The organism is Methanohalophilus mahii DSM 5219, from assembly GCF_000025865.1.
Lineage (GTDB): Archaea > Halobacteriota > Methanosarcinia > Methanosarcinales > Methanosarcinaceae > Methanohalophilus > Methanohalophilus mahii.
Genome location: NC_014002.1, coordinates 1242032 through 1263999, shown reverse-complemented (window position 1 = coordinate 1263999; position 21968 = coordinate 1242032). Strand labels below are relative to the sequence as shown.

Genomic DNA, 21968 nt, shown 5'->3' with positions numbered 1-21968 from the left:
TTCAGATTTTGGGTAACTTCACATGAACTGTGGTACCCAATCCTTCCATACTCCTTGCCCATATACTTCCATTATGTATATCAATTACCTTTTTGCATATGTAGAGTCCCATGCCAACACCATTGTAGATGCGAGTTGTGGAGCCATCGATTTGGTAAAACATGTCAAAAATACGCGGAATTTTTTCTTTTGGTATGCCTATACCGTTATCTTTTATCTTTATACGTATGTATTCTTCTTCCTCTTTCAGGGTAATTTTTATTCTACCGGAACCCTTTGTGAATTTTGATGCATTGTCCAGTATATTCAGGAATACGTTTGTTAGCCTGTCCCTGTCACCACAGGTAAGGTAGGATTTATTTTGAATATCAATGCCTATATCGACATCTTTTCCTTCTGTGTGGACTTTCATTTTATCCATGGCATCTGTTATGATTTCGCCAACATCAAGCTCTTCGAATTGATACTGGTATTTGCCCTCTTTTTCCATACTCATGTAAAGCAGGGAGTCAATTAGCCTTTTGAGACGGTCTGCATTACGGACAACTGCCAGATTTGCTTTTTTCTGGTCTTCGTTTAATTCCCCCAGTCGTCCCTTATCGAGCAGATCACTGAATCCTTTTATAGATATCAGGGGTGTTTTCAGCTCATGGGTCAGATTGGCGAGGAATTCACTCTTTAGTTTATCCAGATGTTTAAGGTCTTCATAGGCTCGCTGTGTCATCTCAAAAAGCTGGGCATTTTCAATTGCAATCCCTATGTGTTTGCCTACATGCTCCAATACTTGCAGGCTTTTTTCGCTGACCTCATGATTTAGAGGAATAGAAAGCTGGATAAAACCCATTACTTTTTCCCTGGAATAGAGGCGGAATAAAAGATACTTCTTACGCTGCATTTGTCCCTGGTAGTGGAAAGTATCTTCTGCAACAAAGGGACCTGATGCAGGACCTGCAGAATTATCAAACATGTTTTCTATTGCACAATAGTGAATGCTTTCAGGATATTCTCCAGCGGGGCCTATATAGGCACGCAATACTGCCTCTTTTTCTTCAGGATTTATTATGTATACCCCGCCAGCAGTAATATCAAGAAGATCTCCCATTTCCATTAGCATTTCATCAAGGAGATCATCCACATCAAGAGATTCTGATGCAAGAGCAGATGCTGAATAGAGGATGGATATATCACGTTCCTTTTCCAGAATGGCCCGCTCGGATATTTTACGGTCTGTTACATCAAGCAAAATCCCATGGTATTCCAGATTATCATCACATCTGCAGGGGAATGTAATCTCTGAAATCCATTTTATACTGCCTGAAGAATCTACTATACGATATTCACAGGTAAATTGGTTTGAAGAATTATTCCGGAACCTCTCAAACTCATTCTGGACAAAGCTGCGATCTTCGGGATGAATTAATTCTTTATATGTCATTCTCCCATCCAGGAAATCTTCAGGGCTGTATCCAAAAACAGTTACTCTCTCAGATACATAATTTGTCTCGGTACGCTGGTCCCCGTCCCAAAAAAATACAATCATGGGGCTTTTATCGATTATTTCTTCGAAACTTGTTGCAACTGTGGAAATATTAGTGTCTTTGTACTTTTCCCTGGGTTTAAGGTACTTTAAATTGCTGCTTCCCGGTATGGGCTTTTCTGTAACCATTAATATTCATCCCTTCTCCATCCTCAATTAGCAAAATTATATTGTAATTGAGTGCTAATTTTTAAACATATATAAACTTATATATGCTTGGGACGATATGTAATATTTTTAATAATGTATAGAAATTAAGTCCATAGATATTATAATATTTTTATTATTTTTATTTTCAATGTATGTCCTTTTTGCCATCATTATGAGTAAAATATATATAGTATGTTTTGTTGCACTATTCGTGCATAAAATGATTCATATGATCGGTTTCCCGATTATCCTGTCGTCTAGTTTCCAAAAAGTTATATAAAGGCAGAATGCTATACGGGACAGACCTTTAACATATCATATTAAAAGTTAAATTCAGAGTTGATTATATTGGCAATCGAGAATGGAGATTTCATAAAAGTATCATATACTGGTAAATTCGAAGGCGGTCTGATTTTTGACACTACCGATGAGGAACTGGCCAAGGAAAACCAGATATTTAATCCACGTGGAGTTTATGGCGGTGATGTGGTAGTTGTAGGTGCCGGTCATACCATAAAAGGACTTGACGAGGATTTTGTTGGCAAGGATGTTGGATACAAGGGAGAACTTGTCATTCCTCCTGAGAAAGGATTTGGGGAACATGACCCCAAGCAGGTTGAGACCATTTCCCTGAATAAGTTCGAGGACCGTAAAGCAACTCCTGGAATGGGTGTAGAAATTGAAGGAAAACGTGGTGTGGTCACCAAGGTCATCGGAAGACGTGCACGCGTTGACTTCAATCATCCTCTTGCAGGCAAGGAAGTAACCTATGAATACACCATCGATGAGAAACTCGAAGGAGACATTGACAAAATCAATGGTCTGCTTTCCCTTTACACAGGAGTGCCTGAAATAGAAGTTGAGGTTGAGGATAAAACCGCCATTATCAATATTCCTGTTGCACTGAGCTTCAATCAGCGCTGGCTTATGTCAAAGAACAGGATTGCTTCTGAAATTATCGAAAACATCGGAATGGAAAAAGTCAAATTTGTAGAAACCTATCCGGTAGAATCCCCTGCACCTGCAGAAGAGACAGAATCAGAAAGCGAAGATAATGAATCAGGTGAGGAGTAATCTTCGCCAATTTTTTATATCATAAGCGCTGTTCACCAGATGCTTGTGATTGTTTTTCATTATGCTGAGGTAGCCAAGCGGCCCACGGCGCCGGTCTTGAAAACCGGTGGTGCTCTGCGCCCCGGGAGTTCGAATCTCCCCCTCAGCGTTTCTCTATTTTTTAATAATCAAAAAAAAAGAAGGTAGATTATTTTTTCAGGAATTCCAGGACACTTTTGCCGAATGAGCTAGCAACTTTTGGGTCTCTGGCAGTAATTATATTGCCATCTATGATAACATCTTTGTCCTGATATTCCGCTCCTCCCTTTTTGATCTGTTTTACACTTTCGGGATCGTTGAATACGGTACTCTTTTTACCCTTCAGTATCCCTGCTTTTGCCAGAACTACCGGTGATATACAGATAGCAGCAATCAATTTGTCCTGATTGTAGGCATCCTGGACAATTCCGTGAAGTTCTTTGTTATCCCAGAGGTATTGTTTTGCACCTCCGCCTCCTGAAATAACGATGGCATCATAGCTATTTGCCTTTTCAGAGGAAATTGTTGTGTCAGGTTTAACTTTACCTCCAAGCATCCCTCTGGCAACTTTCTTTTGGTTTGTTGCAACGGTTATATCAAATCCTGCATTTTCAAAGATCTCTCTGGGTTGAAGGAATTCTTCGTCACGGAAATTTTCCTGGGCGATTACCATTAGTATTTTCTTTTTATTATCCATATCGATCACCGTATTATGGTATCTGGTATGTCCTATTTGGTATTACCGATTATAATGCCAATCCTACAGATATCCTGGAGTTTTCAGTTCATCCTGAATTCTGCAAATCTGGCAAATTAATTTTCTGCATTCTTGAGATCATTAATCAATTGTACGAGTTCCTGGCGCCGGAACATTCCTTTATGTATAATGCAGGCAACATTTTCATCAAGCATTTTTCGGTTTTCGTCGGTAAGTTCCTATGTTTTTGGTGTCTATGTCGGTTTTTATCACAACTTATTTTTATGTGGAAGGTATTGGCATAAATAATGTCTAATCGGCCTGGTCTTTATCCTGATATTATTTCAGACATTAACATTATATAAGAGAAAGTCATAGTGGGCCGAGTAAGTCTGTATCATAGGTTTTTACACAGCCTGTAAAAGGGCAGTGCTGGACCTTAGTTCCAGGGCTACGGGACGCAAGAATGTGTCCTTAAGGAGGTTTATAATGGCAGACGAAGAAATAAGACATCTTGTACGTATAATGAACACTGACTTGCAGGGTAAGCAGAAGGTCCTTTATGCACTCACCGGTATCAAGGGGATTGGCAGAAGGACTGCAAGACTCATTGCAGAAAGTGCAGAAGTAGATCCATCAGAAACCATTGGTTATCTTTCTGATGAGGGTATTGCCAGGCTTAATGAAGCTATCGAGACATTTGAAAACCACCTTCCTGTGTGGATGCTTAATAGGCAAAAGGATTTGTTGACAGGTGAAAATAAACACATTCTTGGACAGGATATTGACCTGACTATAAGGGAAGATTTGAACGACCTCAAAAAGATTCGTGCCTATCGTGGTATACGCCATGAAAGAGGTTTGAAGGTACGTGGACAGAGAACCAAATCCGCAGGACGCGGTGGATCCACAATAGGTGTCAGCAAAACAAGATGAAGGTGATTTGATATGGTTTATCCCGGAAAGAAAAGAAAAAGTTATGACACCCCGAAGCATCCCTGGCAAGCTTCCCGTATGGCAAATGAGGTTGACCTGATTAAAAAATACGGCCTCAGGAATAAAAAAGAACTCTGGAAAGCAGATAGTATTCTCAGACGATACAGGGCAGATGCCCGTAGATTACTTGCTGATTCTGCAGAAGCAGAACTTACCGGTCACGCAAAGACTGAAGCAGACCAGATTCTATCAAGACTGATTCGTTATTCCATGATCAAAGGCGATGCCGAAATCGATGATATTCTGGCATTAAATACAGAAGTTATCCTTGAAAGAAGGCTTCAGACCCTTGTCCACAGACTTGGTTTGGCCAGAACTCCCAAGCAGGCAAGACAGTTTATTACCCATGGTCATATTGCAATTGATGGTAAGAAGTTGACCGTTCCTGGTATGCTGGTATCAAAACAGGATGAGATGATGATTGATTACTATGGAACATCACCTATGACAACCGAGTCACACCCGGAGAGACCAGCTCAGATTGCATCTTCCCTTGTGGAGGAATGAAGGAGGTTTGAATTATGGCAAATGGAATATGGGCTGTTGCTCACATCAAATGTTCATTTAACAATACTATAATCACAGTTACCGATATAACAGGTGCTGAAACAATAGCGAAATCATCCGGTGGGATGGTAGTCAAAGCTGCAAGGGATGAGAGTTCTCCTTATACTGCGATGCAGATGGCCGGCCAGCTTGCTGATACTCTTAGGGATAAGGGTGTCGAAGGTGTACACATCCGTGTCCGTGCTCCCGGTGGTAATAAGCAGAGAAGTCCCGGTCCAGGTGCACAGGCAGCTATTAGGGCTTTTGCACGTGCAGGTATCAGGATTGGACGTATTGAGGATGTAACGCCTGTGCCACATGACGGTACCCGTCCAATAGGCGGCAGACGCGTCTAATTACAGTGTAAAACATATGACAGGTTTGTAATTTCACGAGGTTCCCGAAAATGGATATCGATATACTTGAGCTGTCTGATAGATCTGCCAGATTTATTTTGTCAGATGTGGATGCAGCTTTTGCGAACGGATTGAGGCGGGCTATGCTTGCTGATGTCCCAACTCTCGCAATCGATGAAGTCAATATTTACAACAATACTTCAGTCCTTTATGATGAACAGATAGCTTTGAGGCTGGCTTTGGTGCCTCTTGTAACAATTTTCAATGAGTTCACTCCTCATGAAGAGTGTTCATGTGAAGAAGGTTGTCCGGCCTGTACAGTTTCCCTCACGTTAAGTGTGGAAGCACCAATGGATGAGGATAAGACTGTTTATTCAGGGGACCTTGTATCCGCAGATCCTAAAATAAAAGCTGCTGACTCCAATATCGCGGTTGTTAAGCTTAAAGGCGGACAACAACTTGTCCTTGAAGGTATTGCAAAAATGGGTTATGGTCACGACCACGCTAAATGGCAGGCAGGAGTTGCCTGTGGCTATAAAAATGTGCCCGTGATCGAGATAGAGGGTTGTGATCTCTGCGAAAAATGTGTTTCGGCATGCCCTCGCGATATACTGACCCTTGGTAAGGAATCTGCAGAAGTTGTGGACGATAGACTCTTGAATTGCTCTCTCTGCAAGCAGTGTGTAGCTGCCTGTGATATTGATGCAATCTCGGTTAGTGAGAATAATACATCTTTTATTTTCACTCTTGAATCCGATGGTTCGTATAGTGCAGAAGAGTTAATTATAAATGCAGTGAATACAATCAGGACGAAAGCTTCAACCCTTGATAATATACTGGGTGAATTGTAATAGGAGATACTCTTTCCTATTATCCTTTTATAGGGTCTAATGACAGAAGCAAAAATTCCATTTGTAAATGGGTCGACATTGGTATGAGTAACGTATATATAGTATTAGCCCATTTATGGCGAAAAACAACAGCGTGCGAGGGTTGCCCAGCCAGGCCAAAGGCGCTAGGTTGAGGGCCTAGTCTCGTAGGAGTTCGAGGGTTCGAATCCCTTCCCTCGCACCAAAATTCTTTTTAAAGTTCAAAAATCATTTGCTTATTTGCCTTTCTTGATTTTTATGACCTCATGATATTACATCGACGCTCTTGATATTTGCTAATTTTAAGAAGTTTAAGATTTACTGCAGGTCAATTAAAACACTCTTTTGCCTTTTGATGTGAATTTGATAGTTTTGCTTTTTGCACAATAGTTAAATAGAATTGAGTTATTACAAATTTAGTTGATTAAATAAAACTCCATATTCAAAGGGGGATAAATTCATTTCAATAAAGAATAGTTGGTGTAAAATAGAGAATACACTAAGGTCAAAAAAAGGTATCGAAGAAATTCTTTTACTCAATCAGGCGGACAGGTCTCATATTTTTGGGCTTGAGTCTTCTGATGAAAAGAATTCCTCCGGCAGTCTTGGAATTAAAAATAATACCGGTATTAAAAAAACACTGGGTTCACAAATTCTTGTTTCTTTCCTTACAAATGAGGAATACGACTGGCCAGAAAATAATCTGAAACTCATATACGGGGATGAAATTGTGGGTGAAGATATCAGTGACCCGCTGGAGCTTGCACGACTCGAAAAATGCAAGGATTGCTGTGTGATGGGTAACATAGTGTTCTATAATGACATTTTCAAGCGCCTGAAATCACCGGATTTAGAACTTGAAATGTTAATTCAGGCAAAACCTTTCCCTGAAGTTGAGAATGTCCTCTCTGTTTCAGAAGCTATGGTTGCATTACCCTCAAGGTTAAGTGATTCCTATATCAAATTCAGGATGGGTATTGGATCGAACAACTCTATGGGAACTTTCCTGTTAGGTCTGGATTTAAAACCGGATTTTTGTGCAAATATGGAATATTGCGAACTCGCTGAAGTTTGTATTTTTTAACTCTGATTTCATCTTTTTTTGCATAAACCTCTATAATCGGCAATAAATTAATAAAGTATTAATGCTAGATCTCATTTTATACATTCAATAATCGAAAATTGGTTTATTTATGGGCGTAAGTTTTAGATTTATATGATGTAAAAGGAGATTGAAATGTCTGTTTTGAGGGATAGGGAGTGCAATGTTCCTTCGACTATTGTTAGAAATTTTTATCCATTCTGTAATCCACAGAACATTGAGGGTATGATTATTGGCAATGACCTTGATTCTCTTCTGAGTGCCTCTTTACTTAAAACAAAATTTGGATGGGACATAGTTGGTGTTTATGACTATAAAACATTAAGTTTTTCAGCTACCGTGGAGCATTTCCACAATAAGTTGCTTGAAGGAAAATATATTGCTGTGGATCTGGATATATATCATCCATGCATTTTCTCCATTGGACATCACATAATAGGATCTAGCTGTAAGGACTGCCTTGAAGGTCATTTAAGCTCACTGAATCCGAACCTTTTAAGGGGGATCTATCTTCAAAGTTACAGGAGGAAATACCCCTTAAGTACTATCCACTTTCTTCTCTGGTTGTTTGAATCTGAGTCTGGCATGGATGCAAAGACCAGAAGCCTTGTATGGCTTGCAGATTCCTCTTATGTAAATGGACAGCGTCACAGATTCAGATCGAATGTTCATGAATGGGTGATGAATTTTTTCAGATCCCAGGCATTTATGGATTCTTTCGACTTAATTGATACGTATAAGTTTGAATATTTATTATCCGAATGGCTGTTCCCTCTCCTTAAAAAAACAGGTTTGAATACCTCAAAGGGACAGGTTAGTTCTTATCATCTGGGTCTTTCCGGTTATCAATGCCAGTGGACATCTACTGAATATGAAAGAGCCTGTATCCTTGCGATGTTTGAACTGATAGAACATATTACAGGTTGGGACATCCCTGCCTTCCCGCGTAAATTCATCGAAATAAAAGGTGTTCGCAGGACCATTTTTCTAAGCGATATTTTTAAAGATGGTACAAATCTGGATTCGTTTCTGCTAAAAAATAGTGTGTTTTCGTTTGTGTTTCCCACATCAAAAACAATTAATTATACCACAGGAATTAAATTGTAATCTGGGTTAGTTCCTGTTAATTGGTTCGATTATGATTGCCTGTTATCATCTTTTTTGCTAATTTTTTTAATTGCTTTCTCGATGCTCCATCTACCTCTGCCCAATTCCTCTCCAATTATCTCTATGGTATCTTTTTTGTTTTGTCCACTTTGACGTAATTCCCTGTACCTCGTAAGCAGGTAATCTTCTTCCTTTGAAGTCCAGGGTCTTCCCTGGTTTTCCAGATTCTTGATGACAGGTTCGCGTAATTCCGGGACCATAAATCCTGGTTTAATGACATTGCTCTGGTCAATTTCCCGGGTTTTTGCCCTAAACATCGTCTCTGATATTTCAAAACCGGTGCAACGCCTATTAAGGCCGATTGCAACAGTTGGAGTTGAGAAACCACCCAGGAACATGTCACAAACTAGGTCGCCTTCATTACTACTGTATTGAATAATTTTCTTCAGGAGTTTGTGGGGCAGTTCATTTTTATTTTTAACCTTGCCGGGTTTGTACTCCCTGTTAATTATCCAGACATCTTCCCTGTCCCTGTAATTCAGAGATCTACCATCTTCTGTTTTTTCACAGGTTCCGTATCTTGATTCCAGATTAAAGGTGCGACTTTTGCCGGCCTTTTGGTAATATAAAATATGATAATGGGAGGATACGTATTTTGTTTTTGTATAAACACCAAAATTGTATTTCCATATTATGTGATTGATCTCTTCCAGATTTGTCTGGTACAGGGCATGGAGGATATGATAGAGATTTGTGTATCCGGAAACAATGTATATGGAGCCACCGGGTTTTAGAATTCTTTCTGCTTCTTTTATCCAGGCCAGACTGAAATCTGCATATTTGGCTTCCGGGATTTCTACGTATCCATCAACTACGAAATTTTCATCTCTATTGTAATGCTGATGTAATTTGTCCCCTTTTATCCCATATGGAGGATCGGTAATAATCAGATCTACCGACTCATCAGGTATATGAGTTGCAGCTCCTGTAATGCAATCCTCATTGTAAAATACATTCCCATAAATGTCAACAGGCTTCATTTTCAACTCCATACACCAGGTATTTTCATAACCTATCCGGAAGAATAAATAAATATTGTCTGATGAGTGGTTTTTTTAATCTTCTATATTACTTTCACCTTGCTTGGAGGTCCTTAAAATAGTTTATATTCTTATTTCTTATTGAGGTGATCAGTATGGATGAATTCTTCAAAGGACTTATAGAGAGAACAAAACGCTATGAAAAACTGGACCACTTTAGAAACAATTAACAATAAAAAGGCTGGCCGGTTTTCATTACCCTCCCGTCATGGTTTCTGATGATACCGGCCTTTTATGAATTTTAGCTATTTTTTTCAGGTATTTTTTTTGTTTGAGAATCAACATCTCTTACATCCAGTTTTCTCTCTATATCATGGATAAAATGCAGTGTCCTGTTTGAAAGTGTTCTGCTTCTTTCCTCCTGTCTCTGCTGGTATGTACGGATGGATCGAAGGAAATCGATTTTCCTGAAATCCGGCCAGTAGGGAGCGCAGAAATAGGCTGCACATTCATTTCCACATGCCTGCCAGGGAAGGAAATTCGAAACCCTTTCATTTCCTCCTGTGCGGATTATGAGATCAACATTTGATACAGGTGAATTTTCTTCCGGATAGAGGTGTCTGGATATGGTTTTTTCAGTTATTTCGCCCGTTTTGATATCCCCGACTTTGACCTTTCTGGCAACTTCACGTATAGCCTGTATGATATCCTGTCTCCCGCCATAAGCAATTGCAATGTTAAGTTTTAGACTGTCATAATCCTTTGTTGCCATCTCAACTTTATCAATACTCTGCAAGAGGTCCCCGGGTAAAAGGTCTCTGTCTCCTATTATACGTACCTTCAGACGTCTTTTATGTGTCCTTTCATCAACACACATTTCTTCAAGTCTGGTTCCTATAAGTTTTAGTATGCTTTTCTTCTCATCTTTTTTCCTGCTGAAATTTTCAGTCGAAAAAGCATATATTGTTAGTTCCTTAATGCCGTTTTCATAGGACCATTCAATGACTTTTTCAGTAATATCGGCTCCCCGGGTATGGCCGTATGAGGTAAATTTACCAAGTTTTTTGGCGTATCTGCGGTTTCCATCCATTATAATAGCAATATGCTGTGGCAATTTAGAATTACGAATATCTTTTTCCAGAAAAAACTCATATCCTTTATACAACAGTTCAGGTAATATCCGCCACATTATTATCAGAGCTACAGGTGATGTTAATAATTGTCAAGTACTGAACGCACGATATCCCTGTAATCATTTTTTAATAAATAGATATTGTGATCGCCGGTTACATCAATGCTCAGGATTCCCAGGCGTGTATTCATGAGCCCAACCATAGCTGAAACTCCCCTGTAACTTATATCAAAATCCTTTTCGTGAAGGAATTTATAGATATCATTGGTGGTATATTTCCCGCCGTCAAGGAACAATTTAAGGACCACTTTGCGTATCCCTGTGTCATCCCGGCCAAGATATTTTATCAGCCTTGATCTTACCCGGTTTTCTATGGTTTCCAGCACGAACACCTCTATCTAAACTATGTTATTTTTGCATATATATTTATGCTAACTTGTAATATGTATCCCTTAAAAGAAACAATCGCAAGACCTTTTATTTTCTGATGCAGGATACTATCTGCCTTCTTTTAAGACTTGAACTGCCTTTTATACTTCATTTTAACATAAAAACATATTGTTTTATTTTATAGTTTCATGACACCTTTGCATTTCAAACCGGCATGCTTTCTACAATCAGACCGTCTGAGGTAGGATATCTTTCAATAATTTCAAGTTTGTCACTGACATCCCTGATATCATCTGCAATATCTTCAAGTATCCAGGATGCGATCTCAATAATATTTTCCTTTATTTCATACATTTCTTCAGGAACTTCAAATTCCTGCAATTGCTCAAGTATTTTAGCAGTATTTTTGGTATGTATTATTCCAAATATGATCGTACCATCATCGGTTATTTCATCAAATGGGCGAGATGTATTTTCCGCAATCCTGATAAGACGTTTCCTTAGCTGGATGGCATCTTTGTAAGCAGATGAACAGAAATGGGCCCTTTTAAAACTTTTTAGGATTTTTACTGCGCTATCTCGTGATCCTGCTACAGCATTTGAAATATCATCTTTTAATTTGTATCCTCTGCGATGTAATTGCCCGTAATTTGTTTCTGTAAATTCCAGTTCATTGAAATTGATGAAACAGTCAACGGTATTACACAAATCAACAAACTTTCCAATACCTTCTATTGCAGGCACTTCTATTCCGGTTTCAAGTCCTGATTGTTTACAATTGATGATTGCTGTTTTAAATTTACTTTTTTCAATATTTCCCCATTCCTGCAGAGGGGGGTGGAAACGTATCTCATCCAGTCCTGCTTCAACAAGATTATCAATTGTTTTTTCATCTACGGGTAAGGCAGTATAGAGATGAATATGGTATTTTTTTCCGAAAGTGCTTTTCAGTAGATGGATGTAATACAAGACCCTTTTTATTTCAAGGAGTGGTTCACCACCAGTAATTCCTGCTCCCATGGCCTGCATACGCATGCTTTCTTCTATTACTTCATCGTCGCATTGAACTTTTTTTTCATTGGCATATACGGTATCGATTCTTCTCTCTTCTGATAGCGGACAATAGAAACAATTCTTACCGCAACGACCGGTTACGTACAATACCATTTTTGCACCTTCGCGGCACATTTTGCAACCGGTTGAAAGATAACTGTAAAAAGAGCCTGCTTCTGCTTGCTGGATATTTGCCATTGCTTTTGCATGAATATTTCAGTATATAACTTTTTCTTAAACCATCAGGATTAACTAATATGAAATCAGACAACATTTCATGGTTTATGGGTCACATGTAGCCGTATTTGGATGCAAAGGCTGTAGAAAATGTATATCTATTTGTGGTGAGAATGCAATTTTCTGTAGTGCCGGACGCGTTCAAATAGACATGCAAAAGTGTAATGCTTGCGGGCAATGTGTTTCTCATTGTCCAAATAAGGCTCTTTTGTTGATGGATTAAGCAGCCGTAAATTTTGTAGGCAAATCACAATAAGTGTTTCCCATCATATTTTTATTTAATAATAGGTATGATTACTACATGAAAAATACATGTTATCCGGAATCTGTTGGTTATGTGAAAAGTACCTTTAAAGAACCTGTATTTGATGAAAAAATGTATTCATCAATTTCCTTTATTGAAATCTATCCCGATTTTGCAGAAGCATTGGAAGGGATTAAAGAATTTAACAAAATCCAGATATTGTTTCATTTTGACAAAAGTCATGGCTATAAATTAAAGCAAAAACGTCGAACCGATGGTAAATTGGTGGGGCTATTTGCCACCCGCAGTCCACATCGGCCAAATGGTATAGGGATAACAACCGTAAACTTGCTTTCGGTAGACGGATTAACCCTGGAAGTGGAAGGTCTTGACGCTATAGATGGTACTCCTGTAATTGATATTAAACCATATACCAGCAAATTTGACTGAAAGAATTTTTCGGGATTTGATTTTACCAATAAGTATAAATGATTGTTTTTACATTCAGGATGTGTCGGAAGCGGGCGTGTGGCCTAGCCAGGATATGGCGGCAGCCTCCTAAGCTGTAAGTCAGGGGTTCAACTCCCTTCACGCCCGCCATTTTATAATTATGTAATTAATTATTGTGTATTTCTTTTTATACTTGAGTTTGTAAATTCTTCTATTCTCTATTGTAATTAAATACTATGAAGTACGAATTATATATTGTTATACAAAGAATACTATATGTATTTGTGCAATATCGATTAATTCATAGAGGTGAGTTGATGAGAATAAGGATGTTGAATTCCAAATATGAGATTGAAACGCTTAAAGAAGATGAAGAAGTTGTACATCTTTCTTTCAGGCCGAGCAATACGGATATTATGCAGATTATCACCAGGTGTAAGGGCTTAAAAGCTCTGCAATTGCCTTCATCCTACAGGAAAACTCTGTCAGATGTGGCAATTAAATTCCTTGAAATGGAAGATGTTGAGTTACTTGAAGGTGACATGAAAAGTACTGGTATCTCAATGTATAAGGAAATTGATTCTGAAGAGTGATTATAATTCTATAAAATTGTTTGTAATTTTTATATTTTTTATCCCTGTCACTTGCATCTTACAGACAGGGTCATTACAATTTTGACTCGATATTTTTATTTATCTTTTTGTTCATTCGTATCATCCATGCTATTATTTCGGAGGAATTTATTATTCATAAACAGTTACCGGGCTTAATTCGTAAGGCTGTAATTGAGGATGTAACTCCCATGAAAGACCTCATAAACAGCTATGCAAAAAAAGAGGTTATGTTACCCCGCTCTGTGGGTGAACTGTATGAAAACATAAGGAATTTTTATGTTTATGAGGAAAATGGTGAAGTGGTTGGTTGCTGTGCTCTTCAGGTTGTATGGGAAGATCTGGCAGAGATCTTGTCTTTTGCTGTTAAACCCGAACGCACTGGAATGGGCATTGGCTCGATGCTACTGGATGCCAGTATAGAAGAAGGCAAAAATATCGGGGTGAAAAGAGCATTTACTCTTACTTATGTGCCGGAATTTTTTGAAAGACAGGGGTTTTCAAAAGTTGAAAAATCCTCACTACCCCATAAGGTATGGGTAGGTTGCATAAAATGTCCCAAATTCCCGGATTGCAATGAAATTGCCTTGCTCAGATACTTGTAATTTATCTATCATGATTGCACTCTTGCATTTAATAAAGGAAGGCTATGGATGCTCAGGACCAGATTAAGGGATTTTGTACGCACGGATGAAGACTGTTTATTTTCGGTAGTCGATTATTTCCACCCCGCCGGTGTAAGGGGAATACTAAGGTATGCTCCGGATGAGGCGGGGAACCGTTTTGCAAAGGGGATCAAGTACAGTAAATACGATTTCGAAGATTCTTTTGATTACATGCGCAAGCACCACCCGGATTGGATAGCGGATGTACATATAATCCCACAGGAAAGAGTTTCAGAAATTCTCAGCCCTATAGACCGACTGCCTGAAGTAGTTGACTCGGATGAACGAATCAAAACAATTGTTAAGGTTCTTTTTGATGCCGGCATACCTATGAGCAAACAGGGAGTTACCGGTTCAATCCTTCCTGGTTTACAAAATGAAATGTCTGATATTGATTTTGTGGTTTACGGGCCTGCCTGGTTTAAGGCACGTGATACCATAAAAAGAGCAAAATCATTGGACTCCCGTATTGAGGCAATCGATGAGAATATGTGGCAACGTATTTACAGAAAACGCTCTCCTGAAATATCATATGACGAATTCTTTCTGCATGAATTAAGAAAAGGAAATCGTGGAATGGTGGATGGTACTTATTTTGATCTCCTTTTCACAAGAGATTGGGATCAGATACATCAGCCCCTGGAAAGGGGGGAAGATACCGAGCATATTCAAATAAAAGCCACTGTTACAGATGCAACATTTGCTTTTGATAATCCGGCATTGTATAAAATTGATCATGAAGAGATCGATCATATCCTTTCATATACGCACACCTATTCGGGTCAGGCATTAGCAGGAGAACGAATAGAGGCAAGGGGGGTGGTTGAGGAACTGGGACATAAAAAAAGGCTTGTGGTAGGTACCTCAAGGGAGCCCCGGGGTGAATGGATGCGCTCCCTTACGTTGCTTGAGAAAGAAGGTTTATTGTAATCAGCCTCCACCGGTGGACTGATATACATTCTCCAGATTTCCTGAAGAAGTTTCCTCGTCCTGGCTGAGCAGGTAATCCTTGACATCGCTTGCACTGTATTCTTTTTCTCCCCTTTTTCCTACCTTTTCACCTGATACTTTCAACGTATCGACCCTGTAGTAAAGGTCTGTGGTATCCAGCAGGCCCCATGTGCCTTCATCATCTTCCTTTATATCGATGATCTCTCCCAGGGTTCCGGTATTGAGGTATCTCACCACCATGCCTATTTCAAGAGGATGTCCATCGATGTCAGATGTTTCTATAGGTTCCATTTATATTGCCTTCTTTAACTATTTGCAATCTCATCTTTAAGATCTCTGAAATCCGCAACCCTTTCTGCAAATGCATTATGCCTGTGTATGCTTTCTTCATTTATCTGTTTAATAGTTACGATAGCATCATCGGGTAGGTGAGAGAACGTTTCTACAATTTTCTTTGCCATTGTTCTCACACAGTCTTCCACGAATTTTGGATTTCTGTGAGCGGTTTCTACCACAAAAGCTTCGTCTTGGCGCTTCAGTAATTCGAATACATTTGAACTCATGGATGTTTCGATAATCTTTATTATTTTTTCCAGGGACACTTCGACGTCACAATTTGTCTGGATAGAAATGATACCTCTGCCGCGCTGGTTGTGGGTGGGCATTGGCATTCTTTTGAGGAAAAGGGATACGGTCTTCTCATCCACTCCAAGTTCTGTAAGTTCTTTCATGGCCTTATCCTGCATAATTTCCTGTGCACAGGGGCATGCGGTCATTCCTACAACTTCTGAACCAATAAGTTTCTTGACTTCGATGTTGTTTTCTTCATCACGGGTTGCGATGGATTCTGCGAATATGTCGACAACTTCCTGACATTGTATTTTTTTCACAGGTGATTCACGTTTGATCACATACTCACTTTTCATTATCACTTCTGCCTGAGTTGCATATTCATGTCTTGTGAGAAGGTTCTGTGCAACATCGCCGCAAAGTTCTTCTATCTCATAGACGGGCATATTGACTGCCTTTTCTAGAACCTCATCTATAGCTTCAAAATTACGTGAAAGGTTTGCACCTTTTCTGTCAGAGGGCAGATCAACAAAAATATCAAAAGTAGATATAAGGACGATTGGTCTTTTATCTTTTCTCTTGATCTCTACCAGTTTTTTCACATCGGTTACCCCGACTCTGGTAAGGTTGATCGGTACTTTTGGTTTATTTGCCTGAACATCTGGTAGCTCTAATACTGGGAGTTCCATATAAATGACCTCAAAATGGGTAAAGTAAAATGAATTGGTGGGGGTATTTTAAAACTATAATTGAGACTTTATTCATCGCATGTAAATGTTTTGTTGGCGAATTTATTGTATGTGATTATTACTATGCATTAACTCTTTTGGTCGATTTTGGATTAAATCATTAGCAAAAGGCAACATTAAAAGTTAATTATATATATAACAACATTACAACTAATCAATAACCGGTAACGGTGGACAAGGTGATAAAATGTCTAAGTCAGAACCGAGAAATTTTGTATTAAGGGATGAGAAAGGAAACGAACATGGGGTATTTACAGGAAAGCAACCAAGGCAAGCAGCTCTTAAAGTTGCAAACCGTGGTAAAGGCACCAAGAAAAAACCTGAAAAAATCATGCTCCGTGAAAGGGGAACCAAGAAAGTCCATATTTTCCATGGATGGAAACAGGAAGTTGATGCTCCCAAGAACAAACCAGACTGGATGCCTGACAAAATCAACAAGCCTTTTGTTAAAAAAGAAAAACCAGGCATAATCAAACTTGAGCAAGTCTGATTATTTCTGATTATTTTTTTATTATACTCATATAAGGGGATATCCCCTTGTTTACCTATTTTTCTTTACAAAAAGTTTAAAGCATTGTTTTCCTATGTAGCCTTTATGTCAGAAGGCCACTATAAGAAGGAAAACATATTGATTGAAGCCCTTCCCTACATTCGTGAATTTTATGATTCTTTTATGGTGATAAAAGTTGGAGGGCACGCAATGGTAGATCCCGAAATAATGAGTGCAATTGTTGAGGATATTGTGCTTCTCAGATTTGTGGGTATACATCCGGTCATCGTACATGGCGGTGGACCTGAAATCACTGAAAAAATGGAGCAGATGGGCAAAAAACCTGAATTTGTAGGCGGCTTGCGCATTACCGATGATGAGACTGTGGAAATTGCCCGTATGGTCCTTGTAGGTAGTATCAATACGAAAATTGTGTCCCTGATTGGCCAGCACGGTGCAAAAGGTGTGGGTCTTTCCGGTAAAGACGGGAAAATGATAATGGCGCGCAAAAAACCTGCCCAGAGGGTTATGATAGAGGATATCGAGCATAGTGTGGATCTGGGGTGGGTTGGAGAAACCGAGATAATCAATCCGGAATTGATCCATATAGTGACAGATCAGGGCTACATTCCTGTGATATCTCCGATTGCTGTGGATAATGAGGGCAATGCCCTGAATATCAATGCAGATACGGTTGCCGGAGATATTGCCAAATCACTGCAGGCCAAGAAACTCATCCTAATGACAGATGTAGCAGGACTTATGAGGGATCCTTCAGACACTACTACAAGGATTTCACGGGTACTTGCACCTCAGGTTGAGGATCTGATTGATGAGGGAATTATTGGTGGCGGTATGATCCCCAAAATGCGCAGTGCATCCACAAGTGTGAAAAACGGTGTAGAAAGGGTGCATATAATAAATGGAAGTGTGCCCCATTCCATCCTTCTGGAATTGTTTACAGATGGAGGAATAGGCACTATGGTATTCTAAGTTTTCAGGATTTGATGGGGCAGCCAAAGGTTAACCCATCAAGTTCCAGTACCGTTTCCCATTCTTCCTTGCAATCACAGTTGAGATTTTCCAATATCGTAATATCCTGCGTAAGGGAATAATCCCTGATCGCATCGGCAACCATGTGGCTGCATTCCCTGCAGTTATGAGGTCCACGCTTTGAACCGGCTCCGACGGGATCGGATGTGATCACAAGATCGGGGTGATTCTTTTTGGATTCGGTGAGTATCCTGACAATACTCCATAGCCAGGGCGGTCTGTATTGGTTTCTTTCCCAAAGGCGTTCCACAAAAGTTCCTCTCTGGACATTGCACAGGTTTATGGAGACTGTGTCAGTCAGGTCGGCAATATCATCTATCGTAGCGATAATATCTTCCAGTCCATCGGTTTCTGACAAAAAGGGTGGTTTGAGGAGCAGATATGCCTTAACAGTAACATCTTTTTTATGAGCAAGATGTGTCGCACGGGAAAAACTCGCATAGGTAAAACCCTTATTTATCGAACGTTTGCGTATTACATCATTGCTTGTCTCAAGACCAATAGCTATTTCGAAACCTGTGTTTTTGAGCACTTCTGTGCAGGAAGTAAGTGTATCCTTTGTTACAAATTCAGGCCGGGTTTCTACAATTACTTTCTTGATTCTTTTGTCTGCTTCCAGCTTGTTCAGTATCTGTTTTCGGACGGTTGCATCAATTTCCTTTTCATCCAGAAAACTGCCTGATGTAAATATTTTGACTATGAATTCCTGTAATCCGGAAGAACGTTCAAGTGCTTTTTCGTACTGCTGCACAAGTTCTTCGGGTGAGGGGGGTGTGGAGGCCCTGTCGTAAACAAAACCACACATGGTACACCCTCCTTTTATTCCCCACCAGCATCCACTGGTCTTGAAAATAAGGGTAAGGGTATCTGTTACTTCTCCTTGAAGAAGATCTCTGCCTGTCCAGACAGCAGCAGGCTCATTATTTGGAGCCTTTTTAATGCGTTGCCGCTGTCTAATTTCCAGTATCCTGTCATTAAGATTCATTCGAACTCGATTGTAGCAGGTGGTTTTGGTGTTATGTCGTAGACAACTCTTGCTGCTGTCGGGATTTCCCCGGTTATGCGTGAGCTGATTTTTCTGAGCGTATCCCAGGGTAATTCCATGGCCTCTGCGGTCATACCGTCTCTTGAACCTACTGCGCGCACTGCAACGATCCAGCCGTGTACCCTGAGATCGCCTTTTACGCCGGTCCCTTTGCCCAGAACTGCTGCGAATGTCTGCCATGGGCAGAACTGTTCAAGCAGTTCTTCTTCCACGATAGCATTTGCTTCCCTGACAACATCGACCTTTTCTCTTGTCACTTCCCCGATTATCCTTACTGAAAGGCCCGGGCCCGGGAAAGGCATTCTTTCACAGATCTCTTCTGGCAGATCGAGTGCATGGGCGACCTCCCTTACCTCGTCCTTGTAGAGGTCATCAATGGGTTCTATGATATGTTTAAATTTGATGTGTTCGGGCAGTCCGCCTACATTGTGGTGGGACTTGATACCACCATCGGATTCAATCTTATCCGGGTATATGGTTCCCTGGATCAAACATTCTGCCTCAACATAGATTGCTTCTTCTTCAAAGACACGAATGAAAGTCTCACCGACAGCTTTTCTTTTTTCTTCCGGGTCCTTGATTCCCACCAGATTATCAAGGAAACGATCCTTTGCATCGATGATTTGGAGATTCATGTCACCGAATATTTCCTTTATTCGTTCGGTTTCACCTTTTCTCATGAGGCCCGTGTCTATATAGATCGGTATCAGATTATCACCAATTGCACGGTGTGCAAGGACTGCACATACGGAACTGTCAACACCTCCCGAAAGGGCGATGATAGTCTTGCCCTGCGCTTTGGCTTTTATTTTTTCGATTGCTTTTGGAATGAATTTTTCGGTTTTTACCATGAAAGGAAACTCCATATGGTTTATGATTATTTGTGCTTACTAGGGATTTGTATAACTTAATCGTACCGATGCAATTTTTAATTTATATAGATATGTTTTCCGGTCGGTAAATTTTACACATAATACTTTCAATCCACTATTTACAGCTTTATATGCATTCAGCGCAATCTATGTAGCATGCGGCAAACCCTCTACGACTATTTCGGTTATGACACATTTCGACCCCTGCAGGAAAATATTATCCAGGATGTCCTGAATAAAAAGGATGTATTTGTATTGATGCCAACCGGGGGTGGCAAATCTTTGTGTTACCAGTTACCTTCCCTGCTTATGGAGGGTGTTACCGTTGTTGTGTCCCCCTTGATATCCCTTATGAAAGATCAGGTCGACAGGTTGCTTTCACATGGTATTGCCGCTGCCTATATGAACAGTACACTTGATAATTCTGAAATGAGCCACGTTAAGGATTCTCTAATAAGAGGGAAACTCGATCTTCTCTATGTGGCCCCCGAAAGACTGGCCATGCCATCTACTCTAAAATTGCTTGCAAAAGTAAATGTAAATCTTTTTGCCGTTGATGAAGCACATTGTATATCCCAGTGGGGGCATGATTTCAGACCTGAATACAGGAAATTAGGTGCCTTGCGCTCTGGTTTTCCAAATGTTCCTTTAATAGCACTCACAGCTACTGCTACCCCTGCAGTTGCCCGTGATATAACAAAACAACTCAATATGGTCAGGTCTGAGAAGTATGTAGCAAGTTTTAATCGGTCCAACCTTTATTATGAGGTTAAATCCGGGGAGAATGCAGATCAACAAATCACATCATACCTGCGCTCTCATCCTGAATCCTGTGGAATCATCTACTGCCAGACACGAAAATCCGTAGAGGGACTTGCTGGCAGGCTGAAAAAATTAGGAGTCAATGCCGCATTCTATCATGCAGGGATGTCAGATGAACTGAGACACCGTGCCCAGGAAAAGTTCCTGGATGGTACTATCAGGGTAGTAGTGGCAACAGTTGCCTTTGGTATGGGTATCGATAAGTCCAATGTACGTTTTGTCATGCATTATGACCTGCCTGCGGATCTGGAAAGTTACTATCAGCAAACCGGAAGGGGTGGCAGGGACGGGCAACCATGTGATTGTATCCTCTTTTTCAAAAGAGGGGACTGGTATAAACAGCAATATTTCATTGAACAGATGTCTTCTAAAAAAGAACGTGAAATTGCCCTTTCCAAGTTACGCCACATGATGGATTACTGTGAATCAGTCACCTGCAGAAGGAAAATCTTACTCGAATACTTCGGAGAATCTGCCGAAAGTGATTGTGACTATTGTGACGTTTGTCTTAACCCGCCACAGCAGGTGGATGTTACAGAAGATGCATTAATAATTTTTAAGTGCATAAAAGAGTTGAACCAGAAATTCGGGGCAACACATGTTGCATCGGTAATTGCAGGGTCAAAGGCTAAAAAAATTGTGTCAAGTGGCCATCATCGACTCCATTGTCATGGTAATGGTTCCCACAATCCGCAAGATTACTGGAAAGACCTTTCCCATCGGCTCTCTTCCCTGGGATTTCTGGAAGTGAAGGGTGGAAGATATCCGGTTTTAAAGTTAAATAAGAAAAGTCGTGCGGTTCTCAATGATGGTGCTAACGTAATTATACCTCAATCATCTGCTGCAACAAATACGACAAAAAAAATATCTGGACAGAGCAAGGCTTCTTCGAAGTCATCTCCTGTTGATTGTGAATATGCGAAGTTATTTGAAAAACTGCGCAGACTCAGGTTGCAATTTGCAAAAAGGGATAATGTGCCACCCTACATTGTCTTTGCGGATACCAGTTTAAAGCAGATGGCCTCCAGCAAACCCCAAACTGCAAACCAGATGCTCACCATAACAGGAGTCGGGAAATGTAAAATGGAAAAATACGGTGACGCATTTTTGTCAGAGATCAAAAGCTTTTGTTGAAGGTTTGT

The 21968-nt window shown here is 40.1% G+C and carries 25 protein-coding genes and 3 tRNA genes; 18 read left to right on the top strand and 10 right to left on the bottom strand.

What is annotated here, in order from left to right:
• Nucleotide 1: 1 nt before the first annotated feature.
• Entirely contained in the window at nucleotides 2-1666 is a 1665-nt protein-coding gene (locus MMAH_RS06240; RefSeq protein WP_013037695.1) for a sensor histidine kinase, read from the bottom strand.
• Nucleotides 1667-2035: 369 nt separating this feature from the next.
• Between MMAH_RS06240 and MMAH_RS06235 the strand changes: the two genes are divergently transcribed.
• Nucleotides 2036-2761 (top strand): peptidylprolyl isomerase, encoded by a 726-nt coding sequence (locus MMAH_RS06235; RefSeq protein ID WP_013037694.1) that lies wholly within the window; start codon nucleotides 2036-2038, stop codon nucleotides 2759-2761.
• 63 nt (nucleotides 2762-2824) lie between these two features.
• Nucleotides 2825-2909, top strand: a tRNA-Ser gene (locus MMAH_RS06230).
• Nucleotides 2910-2948: 39 nt separating this feature from the next.
• Here MMAH_RS06230 and MMAH_RS06225 read toward each other — a convergent pair.
• Nucleotides 2949-3476, bottom strand: coding sequence for a DJ-1/PfpI/YhbO family deglycase/protease (locus tag MMAH_RS06225; RefSeq protein WP_013037693.1), 528 nt, complete (start codon nucleotides 3474-3476; stop codon nucleotides 2949-2951).
• A 489-nt stretch (nucleotides 3477-3965) separates the two neighbouring features.
• On the opposite strand from MMAH_RS06225, the gene MMAH_RS06220 reads away from it, so the two are divergent.
• The 7 genes from MMAH_RS06220 (at nucleotide 3966) to MMAH_RS06190 (ending at nucleotide 8452) form a co-directional block, all read left to right on the top strand.
• A complete protein-coding gene (locus MMAH_RS06220) occupies nucleotides 3966-4412 on the top strand; it encodes a 30S ribosomal protein S13 (RefSeq protein WP_013037691.1) in 447 nt (148 codons plus the stop codon).
• A gap of 12 nt (nucleotides 4413-4424) precedes the next feature.
• Nucleotides 4425-4979, top strand: coding sequence for a 30S ribosomal protein S4 (locus tag MMAH_RS06215; RefSeq protein ID WP_013037690.1), 555 nt, complete (start codon nucleotides 4425-4427; stop codon nucleotides 4977-4979).
• Between the two features lie 14 nt (nucleotides 4980-4993).
• Complete coding sequence (locus MMAH_RS06210) at nucleotides 4994-5374, top strand: 30S ribosomal protein S11 (RefSeq protein WP_013037689.1); 381 nt, start codon at nucleotides 4994-4996, stop codon at nucleotides 5372-5374.
• Nucleotides 5375-5424: 50 nt separating this feature from the next.
• A complete protein-coding gene (locus tag MMAH_RS06205) occupies nucleotides 5425-6225 on the top strand; it encodes a DNA-directed RNA polymerase subunit D (RefSeq protein ID WP_013037688.1) in 801 nt (266 codons plus the stop codon).
• 135 nt (nucleotides 6226-6360) lie between these two features.
• A tRNA-Leu gene (locus MMAH_RS06200) sits at nucleotides 6361-6448 on the top strand.
• Nucleotides 6449-6973: 525 nt separating this feature from the next.
• Nucleotides 6974-7327: a hypothetical protein gene (locus tag MMAH_RS06195; protein WP_013037687.1), complete on the top strand. Its 354-nt coding sequence runs from the start codon at nucleotides 6974-6976 to the stop codon at nucleotides 7325-7327.
• A 153-nt stretch (nucleotides 7328-7480) separates the two neighbouring features.
• Nucleotides 7481-8452: a hypothetical protein gene (locus MMAH_RS06190; protein ID WP_013037686.1), complete on the top strand. Its 972-nt coding sequence runs from the start codon at nucleotides 7481-7483 to the stop codon at nucleotides 8450-8452.
• A 29-nt stretch (nucleotides 8453-8481) separates the two neighbouring features.
• Here MMAH_RS06190 and MMAH_RS06185 read toward each other — a convergent pair whose 3' ends face one another.
• The 4 genes from MMAH_RS06185 to MMAH_RS06170 all read right to left on the bottom strand — a co-directional run bounded on the left by MMAH_RS06185 (nucleotide 8482) and on the right by MMAH_RS06170 (nucleotide 12265).
• Nucleotides 8482-9492, bottom strand: a complete 1011-nt coding sequence (locus MMAH_RS06185) for a DNA-methyltransferase (RefSeq protein WP_013037685.1) — start codon at nucleotides 9490-9492, stop codon at nucleotides 8482-8484.
• A gap of 301 nt (nucleotides 9493-9793) precedes the next feature.
• Complete coding sequence (gene uppS, locus MMAH_RS06180; RefSeq protein WP_013037684.1) at nucleotides 9794-10681, bottom strand: polyprenyl diphosphate synthase; 888 nt, start codon at nucleotides 10679-10681, stop codon at nucleotides 9794-9796.
• 23 nt (nucleotides 10682-10704) lie between these two features.
• Nucleotides 10705-11016 carry a DUF2551 domain-containing protein gene (locus tag MMAH_RS06175; protein WP_225420068.1) on the bottom strand — a complete coding sequence of 104 codons (312 nt, stop codon included), beginning with the start codon at nucleotides 11014-11016 and terminating at the stop codon, nucleotides 10705-10707.
• A gap of 202 nt (nucleotides 11017-11218) precedes the next feature.
• Nucleotides 11219-12265, bottom strand: coding sequence for a radical SAM protein (locus tag MMAH_RS06170; protein ID WP_013037682.1), 1047 nt, complete (start codon nucleotides 12263-12265; stop codon nucleotides 11219-11221).
• Between the two features lie 79 nt (nucleotides 12266-12344).
• On the opposite strand from MMAH_RS06170, the gene MMAH_RS10850 reads away from it, so the two are divergent.
• The 6 genes from MMAH_RS10850 (at nucleotide 12345) to MMAH_RS06145 (ending at nucleotide 15204) form a co-directional block, all read left to right on the top strand.
• Complete coding sequence (locus MMAH_RS10850) at nucleotides 12345-12527, top strand: 4Fe-4S binding protein (protein WP_013037681.1); 183 nt, start codon at nucleotides 12345-12347, stop codon at nucleotides 12525-12527.
• A gap of 78 nt (nucleotides 12528-12605) precedes the next feature.
• Nucleotides 12606-12998: a tRNA (N6-threonylcarbamoyladenosine(37)-N6)-methyltransferase TrmO gene (tsaA, locus tag MMAH_RS06165; protein ID WP_013037680.1), complete on the top strand. Its 393-nt coding sequence runs from the start codon at nucleotides 12606-12608 to the stop codon at nucleotides 12996-12998.
• A 72-nt stretch (nucleotides 12999-13070) separates the two neighbouring features.
• Nucleotides 13071-13148: transfer RNA gene (locus tag MMAH_RS06160), tRNA-Arg, on the top strand.
• Between the two features lie 167 nt (nucleotides 13149-13315).
• Nucleotides 13316-13591, top strand: a complete 276-nt coding sequence (locus MMAH_RS06155; protein WP_013037679.1) for a DUF1699 family protein — start codon at nucleotides 13316-13318, stop codon at nucleotides 13589-13591.
• A gap of 149 nt (nucleotides 13592-13740) precedes the next feature.
• Nucleotides 13741-14214, top strand: a complete 474-nt coding sequence (locus MMAH_RS06150; RefSeq protein ID WP_157198772.1) for an N-acetyltransferase — start codon at nucleotides 13741-13743, stop codon at nucleotides 14212-14214.
• Nucleotides 14215-14262: 48 nt separating this feature from the next.
• Complete coding sequence (locus tag MMAH_RS06145; RefSeq protein ID WP_013037677.1) at nucleotides 14263-15204, top strand: nucleotidyltransferase domain-containing protein; 942 nt, start codon at nucleotides 14263-14265, stop codon at nucleotides 15202-15204.
• On the opposite strand, the gene MMAH_RS06140 is transcribed toward MMAH_RS06145, so the two are convergent.
• The gene (locus MMAH_RS06140; RefSeq protein ID WP_013037676.1) at nucleotides 15205-15516 is read right to left on the bottom strand and encodes a DUF2098 domain-containing protein; all 312 of its coding nucleotides are present in this window, start codon (nucleotides 15514-15516) and stop codon (nucleotides 15205-15207) included. It lies immediately after the preceding gene.
• Between the two features lie 14 nt (nucleotides 15517-15530).
• A complete protein-coding gene (gene mptA / locus MMAH_RS06135; protein WP_013037675.1) occupies nucleotides 15531-16484 on the bottom strand; it encodes a GTP cyclohydrolase MptA in 954 nt (317 codons plus the stop codon).
• Between the two features lie 247 nt (nucleotides 16485-16731).
• On the opposite strand from mptA, the gene MMAH_RS06130 reads away from it, so the two are divergent.
• Together MMAH_RS06130 and argB are read left to right on the top strand one after the other, a co-directional pair.
• Nucleotides 16732-17034 carry a non-histone chromosomal MC1 family protein gene (locus MMAH_RS06130; RefSeq protein WP_013037674.1) on the top strand — a complete coding sequence of 101 codons (303 nt, stop codon included), beginning with the start codon at nucleotides 16732-16734 and terminating at the stop codon, nucleotides 17032-17034.
• 105 nt (nucleotides 17035-17139) lie between these two features.
• Nucleotides 17140-18027 (top strand): acetylglutamate kinase, encoded by an 888-nt coding sequence (gene argB, locus MMAH_RS06125; RefSeq protein WP_013037673.1) that lies wholly within the window; start codon nucleotides 17140-17142, stop codon nucleotides 18025-18027.
• A gap of 4 nt (nucleotides 18028-18031) precedes the next feature.
• Here the strand turns inward: argB and MMAH_RS06120 are convergent, their stop codons facing one another.
• A complete protein-coding gene (locus tag MMAH_RS06120; RefSeq protein ID WP_013037672.1) occupies nucleotides 18032-19072 on the bottom strand; it encodes an archaeosine biosynthesis radical SAM protein RaSEA in 1041 nt (346 codons plus the stop codon).
• The gene (gene guaA, locus MMAH_RS06115; RefSeq protein WP_013037671.1) at nucleotides 19069-19983 is read right to left on the bottom strand and encodes a glutamine-hydrolyzing GMP synthase; all 915 of its coding nucleotides are present in this window, start codon (nucleotides 19981-19983) and stop codon (nucleotides 19069-19071) included. The genes MMAH_RS06120 and guaA overlap by 4 nt, the downstream gene beginning before the upstream one ends.
• 177 nt (nucleotides 19984-20160) lie before the next feature.
• On the opposite strand from guaA, the gene recQ reads away from it, so the two are divergent.
• On the top strand, nucleotides 20161-21960 hold the full coding sequence (gene recQ / locus MMAH_RS06110) for a DNA helicase RecQ (protein WP_013037670.1): 1800 nt from the start codon (nucleotides 20161-20163) through the stop codon (nucleotides 21958-21960).
• The last annotated feature ends 8 nt before the right edge of the window (nucleotides 21961-21968 follow it).

Coding starts and splice junctions, on each gene's coding strand:
- MMAH_RS06240 (WP_013037695.1), bottom strand. CDS start 1,666: ATGGTTACAGAAAAGCCCATACCGGGAAGCAGCAATTTAAAGTACCTT.
- MMAH_RS06225 (WP_013037693.1), bottom strand. CDS start 3,476: ATGGATAATAAAAAGAAAATACTAATGGTAATCGCCCAGGAAAATTTC.
- MMAH_RS06220 (WP_013037691.1), top strand. CDS start 3,966: ATGGCAGACGAAGAAATAAGACATCTTGTACGTATAATGAACACTGAC.
- MMAH_RS06215 (WP_013037690.1), top strand. CDS start 4,425: ATGGTTTATCCCGGAAAGAAAAGAAAAAGTTATGACACCCCGAAGCAT.
- MMAH_RS06210 (WP_013037689.1), top strand. CDS start 4,994: ATGGCAAATGGAATATGGGCTGTTGCTCACATCAAATGTTCATTTAAC.
- MMAH_RS06205 (WP_013037688.1), top strand. CDS start 5,425: ATGGATATCGATATACTTGAGCTGTCTGATAGATCTGCCAGATTTATT.
- MMAH_RS06190 (WP_013037686.1), top strand. CDS start 7,481: ATGTCTGTTTTGAGGGATAGGGAGTGCAATGTTCCTTCGACTATTGTT.
- MMAH_RS06185 (WP_013037685.1), bottom strand. CDS start 9,492: ATGAAGCCTGTTGACATTTATGGGAATGTATTTTACAATGAGGATTGC.
- uppS (WP_013037684.1), bottom strand. CDS start 10,681: ATGTGGCGGATATTACCTGAACTGTTGTATAAAGGATATGAGTTTTTT.
- MMAH_RS06170 (WP_013037682.1), bottom strand. CDS start 12,265: ATGGCAAATATCCAGCAAGCAGAAGCAGGCTCTTTTTACAGTTATCTT.
- MMAH_RS10850 (WP_013037681.1), top strand. CDS start 12,345: ATGGTTTATGGGTCACATGTAGCCGTATTTGGATGCAAAGGCTGTAGA.
- tsaA (WP_013037680.1), top strand. CDS start 12,606: ATGAAAAATACATGTTATCCGGAATCTGTTGGTTATGTGAAAAGTACC.
- MMAH_RS06155 (WP_013037679.1), top strand. CDS start 13,316: ATGAGAATAAGGATGTTGAATTCCAAATATGAGATTGAAACGCTTAAA.
- MMAH_RS06145 (WP_013037677.1), top strand. CDS start 14,263: ATGCTCAGGACCAGATTAAGGGATTTTGTACGCACGGATGAAGACTGT.
- MMAH_RS06140 (WP_013037676.1), bottom strand. CDS start 15,516: ATGGAACCTATAGAAACATCTGACATCGATGGACATCCTCTTGAAATA.
- mptA (WP_013037675.1), bottom strand. CDS start 16,484: ATGGAACTCCCAGTATTAGAGCTACCAGATGTTCAGGCAAATAAACCA.
- MMAH_RS06130 (WP_013037674.1), top strand. CDS start 16,732: ATGTCTAAGTCAGAACCGAGAAATTTTGTATTAAGGGATGAGAAAGGA.
- argB (WP_013037673.1), top strand. CDS start 17,140: ATGTCAGAAGGCCACTATAAGAAGGAAAACATATTGATTGAAGCCCTT.
- MMAH_RS06120 (WP_013037672.1), bottom strand. CDS start 19,072: ATGAATCTTAATGACAGGATACTGGAAATTAGACAGCGGCAACGCATT.
- guaA (WP_013037671.1), bottom strand. CDS start 19,983: ATGGTAAAAACCGAAAAATTCATTCCAAAAGCAATCGAAAAAATAAAA.
- recQ (WP_013037670.1), top strand. CDS start 20,161: ATGCGGCAAACCCTCTACGACTATTTCGGTTATGACACATTTCGACCC.